General features: G+C 64.9%; 16 protein-coding genes. 8 read left to right on the top strand and 8 right to left on the bottom strand.

What is annotated here, in order from left to right; all coding sequences use genetic code 11:
- The first annotated feature begins 30 nt into the window (after positions 1 to 30).
- A complete protein-coding gene (pbpC, locus tag BMY03_RS04455; RefSeq protein ID WP_038707652.1) occupies positions 31 to 2,379 on the top strand; it encodes a peptidoglycan glycosyltransferase PbpC in 2,349 nt (782 codons plus the stop codon).
- A gap of 15 nt (positions 2,380 to 2,394) precedes the next feature.
- On the opposite strand, the gene BMY03_RS04450 is transcribed toward pbpC, so the two are convergent.
- The 5 genes from BMY03_RS04450 to BMY03_RS04430 all read right to left on the bottom strand — a co-directional run bounded on the left by BMY03_RS04450 (position 2,395) and on the right by BMY03_RS04430 (position 7,701).
- Positions 2,395 to 2,832, bottom strand: a complete 438-nt coding sequence (locus BMY03_RS04450) for a cupin domain-containing protein (protein ID WP_094010340.1) — start codon at positions 2,830 to 2,832, stop codon at positions 2,395 to 2,397.
- Positions 2,833 to 2,933: 101 nt separating this feature from the next.
- The gene (locus tag BMY03_RS04445) at positions 2,934 to 3,839 is read right to left on the bottom strand and encodes a LysR family transcriptional regulator (RefSeq protein WP_038707320.1); all 906 of its coding nucleotides are present in this window, start codon (positions 3,837 to 3,839) and stop codon (positions 2,934 to 2,936) included.
- A 58-nt stretch (positions 3,840 to 3,897) separates the two neighbouring features.
- Entirely contained in the window at positions 3,898 to 4,983 is a 1,086-nt protein-coding gene (gene trmA / locus BMY03_RS04440) for a tRNA (uridine(54)-C5)-methyltransferase TrmA (protein ID WP_094010339.1), read from the bottom strand.
- Positions 4,980 to 6,275, bottom strand: a complete 1,296-nt coding sequence (locus BMY03_RS04435; RefSeq protein ID WP_038707321.1) for an NCS2 family permease — start codon at positions 6,273 to 6,275, stop codon at positions 4,980 to 4,982. The genes trmA and BMY03_RS04435 overlap by 4 nt, the downstream gene beginning before the upstream one ends.
- Before the next feature lie 205 nt (positions 6,276 to 6,480).
- Positions 6,481 to 7,701, bottom strand: coding sequence for an MFS transporter (locus BMY03_RS04430; protein WP_094010338.1), 1,221 nt, complete (start codon positions 7,699 to 7,701; stop codon positions 6,481 to 6,483).
- Between the two features lie 342 nt (positions 7,702 to 8,043).
- Between BMY03_RS04430 and BMY03_RS04425 the strand changes: the two genes are divergently transcribed.
- The 3 genes from BMY03_RS04425 to BMY03_RS04415 are packed head-to-tail and all read left to right on the top strand — an operon-like array spanning position 8,044 to position 10,642.
- On the top strand, positions 8,044 to 9,480 hold the full coding sequence (locus BMY03_RS04425) for a cytochrome ubiquinol oxidase subunit I (protein ID WP_094010337.1): 1,437 nt from the start codon (positions 8,044 to 8,046) through the stop codon (positions 9,478 to 9,480).
- Position 9,481: 1 nt separating this feature from the next.
- A complete protein-coding gene (gene cydB / locus BMY03_RS04420) occupies positions 9,482 to 10,489 on the top strand; it encodes a cytochrome d ubiquinol oxidase subunit II (RefSeq protein WP_023630573.1) in 1,008 nt (335 codons plus the stop codon).
- Positions 10,490 to 10,501: 12 nt separating this feature from the next.
- The gene (locus BMY03_RS04415) at positions 10,502 to 10,642 is read left to right on the top strand and encodes a DUF2474 domain-containing protein (RefSeq protein WP_023630574.1); all 141 of its coding nucleotides are present in this window, start codon (positions 10,502 to 10,504) and stop codon (positions 10,640 to 10,642) included.
- Positions 10,643 to 10,697: 55 nt separating this feature from the next.
- Here the strand turns inward: BMY03_RS04415 and BMY03_RS04410 are convergent, their stop codons facing one another.
- Positions 10,698 to 11,822 carry a methyltransferase gene (locus tag BMY03_RS04410; protein ID WP_094010336.1) on the bottom strand — a complete coding sequence of 375 codons (1,125 nt, stop codon included), beginning with the start codon at positions 11,820 to 11,822 and terminating at the stop codon, positions 10,698 to 10,700.
- A gap of 98 nt (positions 11,823 to 11,920) precedes the next feature.
- Complete coding sequence (locus BMY03_RS04405) at positions 11,921 to 12,625, bottom strand: autoinducer binding domain-containing protein (RefSeq protein ID WP_094010335.1); 705 nt, start codon at positions 12,623 to 12,625, stop codon at positions 11,921 to 11,923.
- Positions 12,626 to 12,838: 213 nt separating this feature from the next.
- On the opposite strand from BMY03_RS04405, the gene BMY03_RS04400 reads away from it, so the two are divergent.
- Positions 12,839 to 13,615 (top strand): ferredoxin--NADP reductase, encoded by a 777-nt coding sequence (locus BMY03_RS04400; protein ID WP_094010334.1) that lies wholly within the window; start codon positions 12,839 to 12,841, stop codon positions 13,613 to 13,615.
- A gap of 68 nt (positions 13,616 to 13,683) precedes the next feature.
- Here BMY03_RS04400 and mscL read toward each other — a convergent pair whose 3' ends face one another.
- Positions 13,684 to 14,097: a large-conductance mechanosensitive channel protein MscL gene (mscL, locus tag BMY03_RS04395; RefSeq protein WP_023630299.1), complete on the bottom strand. Its 414-nt coding sequence runs from the start codon at positions 14,095 to 14,097 to the stop codon at positions 13,684 to 13,686.
- A 178-nt stretch (positions 14,098 to 14,275) separates the two neighbouring features.
- Between mscL and radA the strand changes: the two genes are divergently transcribed.
- The 3 genes from radA to BMY03_RS26525 all read left to right on the top strand — a co-directional run bounded on the left by radA (position 14,276) and on the right by BMY03_RS26525 (position 16,219).
- Positions 14,276 to 15,643, top strand: coding sequence for a DNA repair protein RadA (gene radA, locus BMY03_RS04390; RefSeq protein ID WP_094010333.1), 1,368 nt, complete (start codon positions 14,276 to 14,278; stop codon positions 15,641 to 15,643).
- Between the two features lie 67 nt (positions 15,644 to 15,710).
- Entirely contained in the window at positions 15,711 to 15,932 is a 222-nt protein-coding gene (locus tag BMY03_RS26530; RefSeq protein WP_232888033.1) for an RNA polymerase sigma factor, read from the top strand.
- 5 nt (positions 15,933 to 15,937) lie between these two features.
- Positions 15,938 to 16,219, top strand: a complete 282-nt coding sequence (locus BMY03_RS26525) for a sigma-70 family RNA polymerase sigma factor (protein WP_232888034.1) — start codon at positions 15,938 to 15,940, stop codon at positions 16,217 to 16,219.
- Positions 16,220 to 16,388: the final 169 nt, after the last annotated feature.

The following is a 16,388-nucleotide window of genomic DNA, read 5'->3' as shown; positions in this document are numbered from 1 at the left end:
TTGGCCATCACCTGGCCCGGTCGGTTCCCGATGCCAAGCTTAGCGCGCCCGCGCCTGACCAGGCTGCTGCGGCGTGTCGCCGTCAGCGTGCTGCTGGGCATGGCCCTGCTGTGGCTGGCTGACCGTATCTGGCCATTGCCCATGCCGGGCGACGACCTGGCGCGGGTGGTGCTGGCCGAGGACGGCACACCGTTGTGGCGCTTCGCCGACGCCGACGGCGTGTGGCGCTATCCGGTCAGCCCGCAGGAAGTCTCGCCGTTGTACCTTGAAGCCCTGCTCGCCTACGAGGACCGCTGGTTCTATCGCCACCCCGGGGTGAACCCCATGGCCCTGGCCCGGGCTGCATGGCTCAACCTGCGTGGCGGGCGGGTGGTGTCTGGTGGCAGCACGCTGTCGATGCAGGTGGCGCGCCTGCTCGACCCGCACGACCGCACCTTGCCCGGCAAGCTGCGCCAGCTGTGGCGCACGGTGCAGCTGGAGTGGCACCTGTCCAAGGACGAAATCTTGCAGCTGTACCTCAACCGGGCGCCGTTCGGCGGCACCTTGCAGGGCGTAGCGGCAGCCAGTTGGGCGTACCTGGGCAAGTCGCCGAAACACCTGACTCCGGCCGAAGCCGCGTTGCTCGCGGTGCTGCCTCAGGCGCCGAGCCGGCTGCGTCCGGACCGCCACCCTGAACGCGCCCAGCGTGCCCGGGACAAGGTGCTGCAGCGCCTGGCCGAGTACCAGGTGTGGCCAGCCCAGCGCATCGACGAGGCGCGTGAGGAGCCGCTGTTGCTGGCGCCACGCCAGGAGCCGGCGCTGGCGCCGCTGCTGGCCCGGCGCCTGAATACGCCGAACAGCCCGCCACTGATCCGTACCACCCTGGACGCCGCCTTGCAGCGGCGCCTCGAAGACCTGCTGCTGGGCTGGCGCGCTCGCCTGCCCGAGCGCACTTCGGCGGCGTTGCTGGTGGTCGAGACGCAGAGCATGGCCGTGCGCGCGTATCTCGGCTCCATCGACTTGAGCGATGAGCGCCGCTTCGGTCACGTGGACATGATCCACGCCCTGCGTTCGCCCGGTTCGACCCTCAAGCCGTTCCTCTACGCCATGGCCATGGACGACGGCCTGATTCACTCCGAATCGCTGTTGCAGGATGTGCCACGACGCTACGGCGACTACCGCCCCGGCAACTTCTCCATGGGCTTCAGCGGCCCGGTGTCGGCCAGCTCGGCGCTGGCGCTGTCGCTCAACTTGCCGGCGGTGCAACTGCTCGAAGCCTACGGCCCGAAACGCTTCGCCGCGCAGATGCGCATGGGCGGGATGCCGCTGGTGCTGCCGCCGCTGGCCGAGCCGAACCTGTCGCTGATTCTTGGTGGCGCAGGCAGCCGCCTGGAGGACCTGGTCGGTGGCTATGCCGCGCTGGCTCGTGGTGGGCTGAGCGCGCAGGTGCGCCTGCAACCTCAGGACCCGCTGGTGGAACGCCGCTTGCTGTCGCCGGGTTCGGCCTGGATCACCCGGCGCATTCTCAGCGGCCTGGCGCGGCCGGACCGTGACCCCCACGCCGAGCTGGTGCAGCGTCCGCAATTGGCCTGGAAGACCGGCACCAGCTACGGCTTTCGCGATGCCTGGTCGGTGGGCGTCGGCCCGCGCTACCTGATCGGCGTATGGATCGGCCGCCCCGACGGCACCCCGGTGCCGGGCCAGTTCGGCCTGGCCTCGGCGGCGCCATTGATGCTGCAGGTGCATGACCTGCTGAGTAACCGCGACAGCCAACGCGGCATCGAAGTGCCGGTCGAACCGGTGCCCGATTCGGTCGGTGTGGCGGCGATCTGTTGGCCGCTGGGCCAGCCAATGAACCGTCAGGACCCGAACTGCCGTCGGCAACGTTTCGCCTGGACCCTCGACGCTACCACGCCACCGACCTTGCAGGCTGCCGACCAGCCGCTGGGGCTGGGTTTGCGCGAAACGGTGTGGCTCAACGAGCGCGGCTTGCGTGTCGATGCCTCTTGTCCCGGTGCCAGGGCGCATGATGTCGCGCTATGGCCGGCCCCGCTCGAGCCGTGGTTGCCCAGCGCCGAACGCCGGGCAGCGCGGCTGCCGACTGTCGACCCCGCCTGCCCACCGCGGATGGCGGCCAGTGCGCCACCGCTGTCGATCGTCGGGGTGCGGGCCGGCGACAGCCTGCGTCGCCCGGCCACCAGCCATGAGCCGCTGCAGGTGCGGGTGTCGGCATTGGGTGGGGCGGGGCGACGCTGGTGGTTCCTCAATGGCCTGCCCTTGGGCGAGACCCAAGGGCAGGACAGCCTGCAGGTAAGTTTCGAGCAGGCCGGGCGCATCGAGTTGAGTGCTTTGGATGAAAGCGGCGAGACGGCGCGGGTGGAGTTCCAGGTCAGCGAGTAAGCACGTTGCCCAGGCTCAGCCTTTGACCGGGTTCAGATCGAAGGCACCAGCCTGGTACTGGAACAGCAGGCAATCGGCCGCCGCGGTGCAGCCGCTTTCATGCACCAGGTTGGCGGGCAGTTTGTAGTAGGCGCCTGTCGGGTACTCCACCCGCTTGCCATCGATCACCGCGTAGAAGGTTCCGCTCAACACCATGGTCGGCAGGGTCTGGCTATGGGTGTGCAGGCCATTGTCGGTGCCTTTGCGGAATTTTACGTAGGCCGAGTACGGCCCCTTGCCGAACAGGTCGCCTTCGACATTGGCGTAGCTCACCGCGCCGTGGGTGCCGGGCACCTGCTGCCATTTCAGCGAAGCGCTGTCAGGGACCGAACTCAGGGTGTCGCCAGCGGCGCTGGCGGTGGCGGTAATAGTGGCCAGGGTGAGGCCGGCGAAAATCGTGTGCAGTGCTTTCATGGGAGGCTCCTTCGCCAAGTGACAATGGGCGAAGGTTAAACAATCAAGTTATGCACAAATACTTCTTCAGAGTGCCATAACCTGTGCGTTTTAAGCACAAATCAATGTTGCCATCGCTGCTCTGCGTAGTACGCCTGCACGTAGTCGAGGAGTGCCCGTACCTTGGGCGCCACATAGCGGCTCTGCGGGTAGACCGCGTACACAGTGCGTGAGGGCAGCGACCAGTCCGCCAGCACCGGCACCAGGCGCCCGTCGCGCAAGGCATCGTGGGCGATGAAGCGGTCGAAGCTGGCGATCCCCAACCCGCCGATCGCTGCCGCGCGCAGGGCCATCGGCGAATTGGCGCTCAGGCGCTGGGGCATCAGCAACTCGCGGCGCTCGCCGGCGGGGCCGGTCAGTTGCAGGCGCTGTGGATGCGGCAAGCGGCTGTAGCCGAGCAATGGGTGGGCAGCCAGGGCGTCGGGGGTGGTCGGCGTGCCGTGACGCTCCAGGTAGCCGGGAGCGGCCACCAGCAGCACCTCGCTGTCTGCCAGCCTACGGGCCACGAGGCTGGAGTCGGGCAGGTGGTCGGTGACCCTCAGGCAGACATCGATGTCTTCTTCCAGCAGGTCGATGAAGCGGTCGCTGCAATGCAGTTCGACCTGCAATCGCTCGTGACGTCCGACGAAGTCGGGTAGCCAGTGTCCGAGTTCCAGCTCGCCAAAGGCAGTGGCCACACCCAGGCGCAGCGTGCCGCTGGGCTGTTGTTGATGCTCGGACAGTTCAAGGTTCATGGCCTGCATCTGCTCGAGAATCCGGGTGCAGTGGCGATAGAACAGCGCCCCGGCTTCGGTCATTTGCAGGCGACGGGTGGTGCGGTTGAGCAGTTGTGTGCCGAGATGGCGTTCGAGGTGCTTCACCTGGCGCGACAGCACGGTGTGGGAAACGCCCGCCTGGTGGGCGGCGGCGCTGAAGCTGCCGAGGTCGACGACTCGGCGGAAGGTCTGCATGGCGCTCAACTGGTCCAATGGCACATCACTCCTTGCAGCGAACGGCGGGGCCCTGGCGGCCCCGCGTCGTCGCGGGTCAGCGCCGAACCAGCAGCACCCCGCTTTCCATATGGTGGGTGTAGGGGAACTGGTCGAACAGCGCGCAGCGTTCGATACGGTGGGTATCGTGCAGCTGGGCGATGTTCTGCGCCAGGGTTTCCGGGTTGCAGGAGATGTACAGGATGCGCTCGAAGCGACGGGTCAGCTCGCAGGTGTCCGGGTCCATGCCGGCGCGCGGCGGGTCGACGAACACCGTGCCGAAGTCGTAGCTCTTCAGGTCGATGCCTTCCAGGCGGCGGAACGGGCGGACCTCGTTCAGGGCCTGGGTCAGCTCTTCGGCCGACAGGCGCACCAGGCGCACGTTGTCCACGCCGTTCTCGTCGAGGTTGTGCAGGGCGGCGTTGACCGAGGTCTTGCTGATCTCGGTGGCCAGTACCTGGCGGGCGCGGGTGGCCAACGGCAAGGTGAAGTTGCCGTTGCCGCAATACAGCTCGAGCAGATCGTCCTGGCGCTCGCCCATGGCCTCGAAGGCCCAGCCGAGCATCTTCTGGTTCACCGCGCCGTTCGGCTGGGTGAAGGCGCCTTCGGGCTGGCGATAGCTGAAGGTGCGCCCGGCGATGTCGAGCTTCTCCACCGCGTAGTCGCGGCCGATCACCACACGCTTGCCTTTCGAGCGGCCGACCACGCTGACACCGAGGTCGGCGGCCAACTGCTGCGCGGCGGCCTCCCAGGCCTGGTCCAGCGGGCGGTGGTAGCACAGGGTGATCATTGCGTCACCGGCCAGGGTGGTGAGGAACTCCACCTGGAACAGCCGGTTGTCGAGGTCTTCATTGGTCTGCCAGGCGGCTTTCAGGCGCGGCATCAATGCATTGATGCGCTCGCTGGCGATCGGGAAGTCGTCGATCAGGATGGCCTTGTGCTTCTCGCCCGGGGCGAACATCGCATAGTGGCGCTGGCCGCCTTCGCGCCACAGGCGGAACTCGGCGCGCAGGCGGTAGTGCCCGCGCGGCGAGTCGAACACGGCCGGCTCCGGCGCGTCGAACGGGGCCAGCAGGTCGCGCAGGCGGGCGGCCTTGGCCGCCAGTTGCACGTCGTATTGCGCGGGATCGTAGGCAGCACTCATGCGGGGAACCAACCCAGCTTGATGACGAACAGGATGGACAGGATCACCAGCGCCGGGTTCAGGTCATGGCGACGGCCGGAGATCAGCTTGATGGCGGTCCAGGCGATGAAGCCGAAGGCGATGCCGTTGGCGATCGAGTAGGTCAGCGGCATGGCCAGGGCGGTCACCACCACTGGCGCGGCTTCGGTGACGTCGTCCCAGTTGATCTCGGCCAGGCCCGAAGCCATCAGCACGGCGACGAACAGCAGCGCCGGAGCGGTGGCGAAGGCCGGCACGCTGCCGGCCAGCGGGGCGAAGAACAGCGCCAGCAGGAACAGGATGGCGACCACGATGGCGGTCAGGCCGGTGCGCCCGCCGGCACTCACGCCCGCCGCCGACTCGATGTAGCTGGTGGTGGTCGAGGTGCCCAGCAGCGAACCGGCCATGGCGGCGGTGCTGTCGGCGATCAGGGCGCGGCCCATCTTCGGCATGTGGCCGTCCTTGCCCATCAGACCGGCGCGTTTGGCCACGCCGATCAGGGTGCCGGAGTTGTCGAACAGGTCGACGAACAGGAAGGCGAAGATCACGCTGATCAACCCGACATCCAGGGCGCCGGCGATGTCCAACTGCAGGAAGGTCGGGGCCAGCGACGGTGGCATCGAGACCACCCCGCCGAACGGCGTGACGCCCAGCGCGATCGCGGCCACGGTCACCGCCAGGATACCGATCAGCACGGCGCCGCGAACCTTCAGCGACTCGAGGGCGACGATCAGGAAGAAGCCCAGGGTGGCGAGGATCGGCGCGGGTTTGCTGAGGTCGCCCAGACCCACCAGGGTGGCTGGGTTATCGACGACGATGCCGGCGTTATGCAGGGCAATCAGCGCCAGGAACAGGCCGATGCCGGCAGCAATGGCCGAGCGCAGCGGCAGCGGGATGCTGTTCACGATCCATTCGCGGATGCGGAAGATCGACAGCAGGAAGAACAGCACCGCGGAGAGGAACACCGCGCCCAGCGCCACCTGCCAGGTGTGGCCCATGTGCAGGACCACGGTGTAGGTGAAGAAGGCGTTCAGGCCCATGCCCGGCGCCAGGGCGATCGGGTAGTTGGCGATGATGCCCATGGTCACCGAGCCGATGGCCGCGGCCAGGCAGGTGGCGACGAAGAGCGCGCCCTTGTCCATGCCGGTCTCGCCGAGGATGCTCGGGTTGACGAACAGGATGTAGGCCATGGCCAGGAAGGTGGTGACGCCCGCGAGAATCTCGGTGCGCACGTTGGTGTTGTGTGCTTTTAGTTGAAACAGCCTTTCCAGCATGCCTGCTCCCCGGGCGCGCTCGCGCCGTGAATGTATCGACCCCAACAGCAAAGCACAGACCGTACCGGGTGCCGTGGTTTTGTGTGGGGTGGAAAAAAGCCGCGCATCATACCAGCAAGGATGGCGGGGGCCTATGGCCATTGGGGAGAGAGGCCATTCGGGCCCTCTCGCGGTTTTTCGCCTCGCGAGGGGGCGAACACGGTTTTCAGCCGTTATGCATACGGTCGCGATGGGTCAACGTCGGGAACAGCTTCATCCATACCCCGGTCACCAGCAGCGTGCCCACGCCGCCGAGCACCACCGCCGGCACTGTGCCAAACCAGTGCGCGGTCAGCCCCGACTCGAACTCGCCGAGCTGGTTCGAGGCACCGATGAACAGCCCGTTCACCGCGCTTACCCGGCCGCGCATCTCGTCCGGCGTCTCCAGCTGCACGAAGGCGCCGCGGATGACCATGCTGATCATGTCCGCCGCGCCGAGCACCACCAGCACCGCCAGGGAGAACCAGAACGAGGTCGAGAGGCCGAAGGTGATGGTCGCCACCCCGAACACGCCGACCGAGGCGAACATGATCAGGCCTACCTTGCGCTCCACCGGGAAGCGCGCCAGCCACAGCGACATCAGCAGCGCGCCCACCGCCGGCGCCGAGCGCAGCAGGCCCAGGCCCCAGGCGCCGGTGAGCAGGATGTCCTTGGCGAACACTGGCAGCAGCGCGGTAGCGCCGCCCAGCAGCACGGCGAACAGGTCTAGGGAGATGGCACCGAAGATGTCCGGACGGCTGCGGATGAAGCGTACCCCGGCCAGCAGCGATTCCAGGTTGGCCCGACCGCGCTGGGGCAGTTGCTGGCGCGCGTCGAGGCTCAGGGTCAACAGGCAGGCGATGAGGTAGAGGGCCACGGTCGGGCCGTACACCCAGGTACTGCCGAAGGCGTAGAGAAAGCCGCCGACCGCCGGGGCGACGATGGTCGCCGACTGGGTGGCCGACGCCGACGCCGCCACGGCCCGTGGGAACAGCCCTGGCGGCACCACGTTGGGTAACAGCGCCTGGGTCGCCGGCATCTCGAACGAACGGGTGGCGCCGAGCAGGAAGGCGAGGATGAAGATCAGCTCGCGGCTGACGTTGTCGGTGACGCTGCCCAGTGCCAGCGCCAGGGCGATCAGCGCCTGCAGGGTCTGGCACAGGGCGGCCACCTTGCGTCGGTCGTAGCGGTCGGCGACATGGCCTGTGTGCAGCATGAACAGCATCCGGGGCGCGAACTCGACCAGCCCGACCAGGCCCAGGTCGAGGACATTCCCGGTCAGTTGGTAGAGGTGCCAGCCAATGGCCACCGTCAGCATCTGGAAGCCGCTGGCGGTGAACACGCGGGCCAGCCAGAAGGCCAGGAAAGGGCGGTGATGACGCAGCAATTGCGGGGCGGAATCGGACATCGGGGGGCTGCAGCCTCGGAGATAGAGGGGCCTGCAGAGTAACATCTGTTTGTAACAAATAGTTGCTGAAAGTCGTGTGGATCAACTGCCGCGAATTCGCAAAAGAGGGTGAGGCAACCGGTCACGCGGCAATCAACCACACATCCGGATGGAGCATTCAGGACTATGCTTCCATTCAGTCGTTGATCTGGATCAATCGTTCCAGATGCAACGATCTTGGCCTTCGGGCCGGAATCCCCGCGATCGAACAGAACAATTCTAACGCGCCGCACTCGATACCCGTGGGGGCAGTGGGCGACAGGCCATGAGCCCGGTCGCCGGATTACCTGAAGAGGAAGCACCATGTTCGGATTGGAAGCTCTAGAGCTCGCCCGAATCCAGTTTGCCTTTACCGTGTCCTTTCACATCCTGTTCCCGGCCATCACCATTGGCCTGGCGAGCTACCTGGCGGTCCTAGAAGGCCTTTTGCTGAAGACCGGCGACAACACGTACCGTGACCTCTACCACTTCTGGTCGAAGATCTTCGCCGTGAACTTCGGCATGGGCGTGGTCTCGGGCCTGGTCATGGCCTATCAGTTCGGCACCAACTGGAGCCAGTTCTCCGATTTTGCCGGATCCATCACTGGTCCCTTGCTCACTTACGAGGTCTTGACCGCCTTCTTCCTCGAGGCCGGTTTCCTTGGTGTCATGCTGTTCGGCTGGAACCGTGTAGGCCGTGGCCTGCACTTCTTCGCCACCTGCATGGTGGCGCTCGGCACGCTGGTGTCGACCTTCTGGATCCTCGCTTCCAACAGCTGGATGCAGACCCCCCAGGGCTACGAGATCGTCAATGGCCAGGTGATTCCGGTGGACTGGTTCGCGGTGATCTTCAACCCGTCCTTCCCCTATCGCCTGATGCACATGGCCACCGCGGCCTTCGTCGCCACCGCGTTCTTTGTCGGCGCCTCGGCGGCCTGGCACCTGTTGCGCGGGAGGGACAACCCGGCAGTGCGTAAGATGCTGTCGATGGCCATGTGGATGGCCCTGGTGGTGGCGCCTATCCAGGCCGTGATCGGCGACTTCCATGGCTTGAACACGCTCAAGCATCAACCGGTGAAGATCGCCGCCATCGAAGGCCACTGGGAGAACAAGCCCGGCGAGCCGACGCCGCTGATCCTGTTCGGCATTCCCGACATGCAGGCAGAAACCACGCGCTTCAAGATCGAGATTCCAGCCTTGGGCAGCCTGATCCTGACCCATAGCCTGGACAAGCAAGTGCCGGCGATGAAGGACTTCCCGCCCGAGGACCGACCCAACTCGACCATCGTGTTCTGGTCGTTCCGGGTCATGGTTGGCCTGGGCATGCTGATGATCTTCGTCGGCCTGTGGAGCCTGTGGCTGCGCAAGCGCGGCACCCTGTACAGCTCGCGGCCGTTCCTCTACCTGACCCTGTGGATGGGCCCGTCGGGGTTGATCGCGATCCTCGCCGGCTGGTTCACCACCGAGATCGGCCGCCAGCCGTGGGTGGTCTACGGGCTGATGCGCACCGCCGATGGGGTGTCCAACCATAGCTACGCGCAGTTGGGGTTCACCCTGGTGATGTTCGTGGTGGTCTACTTCGCGCTGTTCGGCACCGGCCTGGGCTACATGATGCGCCTGGTGCGCAAAGGGCCGAAGACCGGTGAAGGCGATGAGCACACCCCGGGTGGCCCTGGCCAGAAACGTACGCCGGCGCGGCCGCTGTCCGCCGCCGATGAAGGCCATGAGGCCGACTCCAGCAGCCTGAGCAAGGGGAACTGAGATGGGTATCGATCTTCCGCTGATCTGGGCCGTGATCATCATCTTCGGCGTCATGATGTACGTGGTGATGGATGGTTTCGACCTGGGCATCGGCATGCTCTTCCCCTTCGTCCAGGACGAGCGTGACCGCGATGTAATGATGAACACGGTTGCTCCGGTATGGGACGGCAACGAGACCTGGCTGGTACTGGGCGGGGCGGCGCTGTTCGGGGCTTTCCCACTGGCCTACTCGGTGGTGTTGGAGGCGCTGTACCTGCCACTGATCCTGATGCTGGTGGGCCTGATCTTCCGGGGCGTGGCCTTCGAATTCCGCTTCAAGGCCCGGGCCAACAGGCGCCATATCTGGGACAAGGCCTTCATCTGGGGCTCGCTGGTGGCGACCTTCTTCCAGGGCGTGGCCCTGGGCGCCTTCATCGAGGGCTTCAAGGTGGTCGACCGCAAGTTCGTCGGTGGCACCCTCGATTGGCTGACGCCGTTCACGGTGTTCTCGGGCCTAGGCCTGATCGTCGCCTACACGCTGCTGGGCTGCACCTGGTTGATCATGAAGACCGAAGGGCCGCTGCAGCAGAAGATGCATGACATGGCTCGGCCACTGGCGCTGGTGCTGCTGGTGGTGATCGGCATCGTCAGCCTGTGGACGCCGATCGCCTATCCGCAGATCGCCGAGCGTTGGTTCAGCATGCCCAACCTGATCTGGTTCATGCCGGTGCCGATCCTGGTGCTGGTGACCTTCTACGGGTTGCTGCGGGCGGTGGCGCGCAATGCCCACTACACCCCGTTCCTGCTGACCCTGGTGCTGATCTTCCTCGGTTACAGCGGGTTGGGCATCAGCCTGTGGCCGAACATCATCCCGCCGTCGATCAGCATCTGGGATGCTGCGGCGCCGCCGCAGAGCCAGGGCTTCATGCTGGTGGGCACGCTGTTCATCCTGCCGTTCATCCTTGGTTACACCTACTGGAGCTACTACGTGTTCCGCGGCAAGGTGACCCATGAAGACGGCTATCACTAGGAGCGCCGGGCGATGAATGTCGAAGAGAAGAAACCGCTGTGGCAACGCCTGGGTTGGCTGGTGCTGATCTGGGGGCTGAGCGTGGCAGCGCTTGGCGTGGTGGCTTATGGCATGCGCATGTTCATGAACGCGGCAGGCCTGAGTACTCACTAAGCCATTGAGTCATCGCGGGGCAAGTCGCACCGATGCGACTTGCCCCGCGATGCTTTTATTTCCGGGCCTTGAGCACCACGAACTTCGGCGTTGCCGCCACCTGCTCGACGCCCCGGAACAAGCGCGCCAGCTTGCTGTGATAGCCCAGGTGGCGGTTGCCGACGATGTACAGCGCGCCACCGACTTCCAGCGCCTCGCGGGCCTGCTGGAACATGCGCCAGGCGAGGAAGTCGCCGACCACCTGCTGCTGGTGGAACGGTGGATTGCACAGCACCACGTCCAGCGATTGTTTCTCCTGGCCGGCCAGGCCGTCCGCGGCCCTGATCGTCACTTCGCGTTCGCCCAGTGCCGCCTGCCAGTTCTCCCGCGCCGACTGCACCGCCATGTACGACTCGTCGACCAGGGTGAACTGCGCATCCGGGTTGGCCAGGGCGCAGGCAATCGCCAGCACGCCATTGCCACAGCCGAGATCGGCTACGCGGGCGCGGCCCAAATCACGTGGCAGATGCGGCAGGAAGGCGCGAGTGCCGATGTCCAGGCCTTCGCGGCAGAACACGTTGGCGTGGTTGACCAGCTCCAGGGCCGGCGTGTCCAGGCGGTAGCGGCTGGGGTAGGGGGAGCGCGCGACGGGCCGTTGCGCGACAGTGGCACTCAGCAGGCGCGCTTTCTTCTGCGCCAGCGAAGCCTGCACCGGGCCGATGTACTTCTCCATGAGGTCGCCGGCGGCTCGTGGCAGGTGCTTGATCATCGCCCCGGCGATCACCTGGGCTCCAGGCGCCAATTGGCCCTGCAGGCGGATCAGTTGCTCCTCGAGCAGGGCCAGGGTCTTGGGCACGCGCACCAGCACGCGGTCGAACGGGCCCTGGAAGGGCTCGTTGGCCGGGATGAAGGGCACGCTGTCGAACGGCTTGCCGTTCCCCGCGAGGTTCTTCTCCAGGGCCAGGTGCGCCAGGTGCGAGTCGCCGCTGCTGGTCACGTCCAGGTGTCCGGCCAGGCTGGCGGCCAGGGCGCCGAAGCTGTCGTTGAGCACCAGCACCTTGCACCCTGCGCCCGGTGCCTGGGCGGCCAGGTGTTCCAGCAGGTACTGGTCGGCGGCATCGAACGCCAGCAGCGGGTCGTTGGCTTGCTCCGGCTGGCGGATCAGGTCGAGGTCGGCGAAGGGGCTGTTGAACAGGGGCATGACGTGGGGCTCTGCTGCGTATCTGCCCGGCGCGCGGGTGCGGCGGGCTTGCGGCGGGGAATTCTACAGGGCTTTGCGCCTGGGTGGGGGACGCGCTGTCAGAGCAGGCCGCGCAGGGCGGCAATGGCGATGGCGCCAGCTTTGTTGGAGGCGTTGGTCTTGCTGATCACACTGCGAATATGGAAATTCACGGTGCTGGTCGACAGCGAGAGGATCATCGCCACGTCGGCGGCAGTCTTGCCGGCGGCGGACCACTTGAGCACTTCAAGCTCGCGTTCGCTCAATTGCGGCAGTGGGCTGTACTTCGCCAGGTGGTGCGTGCTGAGGGCGGCGTGCAAGGTGTTGCACAGCCACATGACCTGGGCACTCTTCTCGAACAGTTCGTCGCGGGAGACGGCGCCTTCGGCCCTGGAGACGCTCAACTGACTTTCGTTGTGCTGCTGGTCGTGCACCGACTGACTCCAGCCATGGATCATGCCGTAGGCGCTGGCGGCCTCACGCAGCTGTGGCACCTCATGAAACAGATCGTCGTTCCAGACCAGTGGCAACGTCGTGTGGTGGCATTTTGATACTGTCGGGTCTATGTTGATGAAGTCTTCAGCCTGATAGAGGGTGTTCCAGGCGCTTGGGTAATTGTTGTAGAGGACGATTTGGGGGCCACGGGCAGCGATATGCAGGTGCAAGGTCAGGCCGATGAACTCCATGTCCAGTGCTTGGGCCAGTTTCACAGCCTGGCCGAACACCTGCTGCGGCTCTTTCTCCTCCAGCAGTTGCTGGAGCTGCTCGCTCTTCCAATGTGGCATCTGAGGCTCCCTTTACGTCTTCGTGGATCCAAAGTGAGGACTACACGGACCGTAGTGTAGGAAAGCTCCTACTGGTGTGCTGGGTTTTTTTGCTATAGCTGTGTCGCTTTTTTAGGTAGTTCTGCTCGGTGTCGTGTCATGCCCTACAAATCGACGGTGTTTATCTGCGCTGCTTTGCGCGACACTGTGCGCTCTTGATTCGTGGAGCCCGTCATGACCGCCAGCGCCGACAAATTCACCCGCCAGACCCTGCTCGGCGTCCAGCCTCTGACTCCCAACCTGTTTTCCCTGCGTGTCACCCGCGATGCAGGCTTTCGCTTTCGTGCCGGTCAGTTCGCCCGGCTGGGCGTGAACAAGGCCGATGGCAGCGTTGTCTGGCGTGCCTATTCCATGGTCAGCGCGCCCCATGACGAGTTTCTCGACTTCTTCTCCATCGTGGTGCCCGGGGGCGAGTTCACCAGTGAGCTCAGCCGGCTTGGCGAAGGCGACACCCTGCTGATCGACCGCCAGGCCTTCGGCTACCTGACCCTTGACCGCTTCGTCGGCGGCCGTGACTTGTGGCTGCTGGCCACCGGCACCGGCATCGCACCGTTCATGTCGATCCTGCAGGACTTCGAGGCCTGGGAGCGCTTCGACAATATCAAGCTGGTGTACTCGGTGCGCGAGGCGAAGGAGCTGGCGTATGTCGATGAAATCGCCGCGTTGGAACAGCGCGACTACCTGGCGGAGTACGCGGGCAAGCTGCAGTTCATTCCGGTGGTTACCCGAGAGCAGCATCCGGGTGCGTTGAATGCGCGGATTACCACGTTGATCGAGAACGGTGAACTGGAAAAGGCGGCGGGGCTGGCGCTGTCGCCGGAGCATTCACGGATCATGCTGTGCGGCAACCCGGAGATGATCGACGAGACGCGCAAGGTGCTCAAGGCGCGGGACTTGCAACTGAGCCTGAGCAAGCGGCCGGGGCAGGTGGCGGTGGAGAATTACTGGTAAGGAACAATGGCGCTTTTTGGATCGCCGTCACTGGGGCCGCTGCAAAGCGGCCCCAGTCGTTTTGTGCTTCAGGGCTGGCGATTCTGCGCCTTGAGCAAGTCGCGAATCTCGGTCAGCAGGGCTTCCTCGGCGCTGGGCACCGGCGGCGCGGTCGGTGCCACGGCCTCTTCGCGCTTGAGGCGGTTGATCACCTTCACGCCCATGAAGATGGCAAAGGCGACGATGATGAAGTCGAGCACGGTCTGGATGAACTTGCCGTAGGCCAGCATCACGGCCGGCACATCGCCTTCGGCAGCCTTGAGCGTGATGGCCAGGTCGCTGAAGTCGACACCGCCGATCAGCAGGCCGATGGGGGGCATGATCACGTCACCGACAAAGGAAGAGACGATCTTGCCGAACGCCGCGCCGATGATGATACCCACCGCCATGTCGACGACATTTCCCTTGACCGCGAAGGCCTTGAATTCACTGAGCATGCCCATGCTGTATTCCTTTGTTACGAATGGAGAGGTAAACGCAGTGTAAGCCACTAAAACGCTTCATGCGTGACGTTCGCAGCTACAGACTGTTTATAGAGCGAATAGTTTTGTCGTCCGCCGAGGCCTCCGGGGCACGTCCGTGTTCGGCTATCATGGCGGTTTTTTCCAGGAGACCCAGCCCATGGCCAAGGCCAAGCGTTTGTATGGCTGCACCGAGTGCGGCGCGACCTTTCCCAAGTGGGCCGGGCAGTGTGGCGAGTGCGGGGCCTGGAACACCCTGGTCGAGAGCATGATCGAAAGCGGCGGCGCCGCGGCACCGAGCGGGCGCGCCGGCTGGACCGGGCAGCAGGCGCAGATCAAGACCCTGGCCGAAGTGAGCGTCGAGGAGATCCCGCGCTTCACCACCAGCAGCACCGAACTCGACCGTGTACTCGGCGGCGGCCTGGTGGATGGTTCGGTGGTACTGATCGGGGGCGATCCGGGTATCGGCAAATCGACCATCCTTCTGCAGACCCTGTGCAACATCGCCGTGCAGATGCCGGCGCTGTATGTCACCGGCGAGGAATCGCAGCAGCAGGTAGCCATGCGCTCCCGGCGCCTGGGCCTGCCCCAGGACCAGCTCAAGGTCATGACTGAAACCTGCATCGAGACCATCATTGCCACCGCGCGCCAGGAAAAGCCGCGGGTGATGGTGATCGACTCGATACAGACCATCTTCACCGAACAACTGCAGTCGGCGCCGGGCGGCGTCGCCCAGGTGCGCGAGAGCACGGCATTGCTGGTGCGCTATGCCAAGCAGAGCGGCACGGCGATCTTCCTGGTCGGTCACGTCACCAAGGAGGGCTCGTTGGCAGGTCCTCGGGTGCTCGAGCACATGGTCGACACGGTGTTGTATTTCGAGGGTGAGTCCGATGGCCGCCTGCGCCTGCTGCGCGCAGTGAAGAACCGCTTTGGCGCGGTCAACGAGCTGGGTGTGTTCGGCATGACCGACCGCGGCCTCAAGGAAGTCTCCAATCCGTCGGCGATCTTCCTCAATCGCACCCAGGAAGAGGTGCCCGGCAGCGTGGTCATGGCCACCTGGGAGGGCACCCGGCCGATGCTGGTGGAGGTCCAGGCGTTGGTTGACGACAGCCACCTGGCCAATCCGCGACGGGTGACGTTAGGCCTGGACCAGAACCGCCTGGCCATGCTGTTGGCGGTGTTGCATCGACACGGCGGCATCCCCACCCATGATCAGGACGTGTTCCTCAACGTCGTCGGTGGTGTGAAGGTGCTTGAGACTGCCTCCGACCTGGCGTTGCTGGCTGCGGTGATGTCGAGCCTGCGCAATCGTCCGCTGGCCCATGGCCTGCTGGTGTTCGGCGAAATCGGCCTGTCGGGCGAGGTACGCCCGGTACCCAGTGGCCAGGAGCGTTTGAAGGAAGCGGCAAAACATGGCTTCAAGCGTGCCATCGTGCCTAAGGGCAACGCGCCGAAAGAGGCGCCCGCCGGGTTGCAGGTGATTGCCGTGACCCGTCTGGAACAGGCACTGGACGCATTGTTCGAGTAGGTCAATTTTTTTATAAGTGATTCTCAATAGCGAGTAGCATGCCGCCACCCTGCGAGCACCTCATGGAGTGCGTCTGGCGGAGTCAGACCTCAAGCGGCTGTTTCTCAAGCACGCGAAAAACCTTCAAGGCCTGCTCTCGCGCAAGGTGCGCGACTCACTGCTGGCCGCTGACCTGGTGCAGGACAGTTTCCTGCGCATGGCCGAGCAGCAGTGTACCGAGACGATCGACAACGCCCAGGCGTACCTCTATCGCACCGTGCACAACCCGAAGATCGATCACGTGCGTTAGCAGCAATGGCGCAAGACCGACACGATGCCCCACGAGGCTTTCGAGGCGCTCGTCGAGGATGGCCCCGGGCTCGAGAGCGAGCCGTGCGCGAGCAGCACCTGCGTCGGTTGCAGGCGATCCTCGGCGAGTTGCCCGAGCGCACCCGGGAGATCTTCCGCCTCAACCGCCTGGAAGGCATGACCCACGCCGAGGTCGCCAGGGATCTGGGGATCTCCGACAGTTCGGTGCAAAAGCATCTGGCCAACGCCCTGGCCTATGTGATGCCGTGCCTGCAGGAAACCGAATGACCAACGGTTTACGGTCCTGGTTGCAGCTGCGCTATATGGCGGGGGGCTGGAGGCCGGTGATCTGAATGTGTTGAATCGGTACTTTGTGGCTCACGGCTAAAGCGATCATAGGATTCCACGCATCTTCCCATACAAAAAAAGAGCCGACGATGCGCGTCGGCTCCCCTCG

The organism is Pseudomonas soli, assembly GCF_900110655.1.
Lineage (GTDB): Bacteria > Pseudomonadota > Gammaproteobacteria > Pseudomonadales > Pseudomonadaceae > Aquipseudomonas > Aquipseudomonas soli.
The sequence above is the reverse complement of the archived record's forward strand: the minus strand, read 5'-3'. Positions and strand labels throughout refer to the sequence as shown.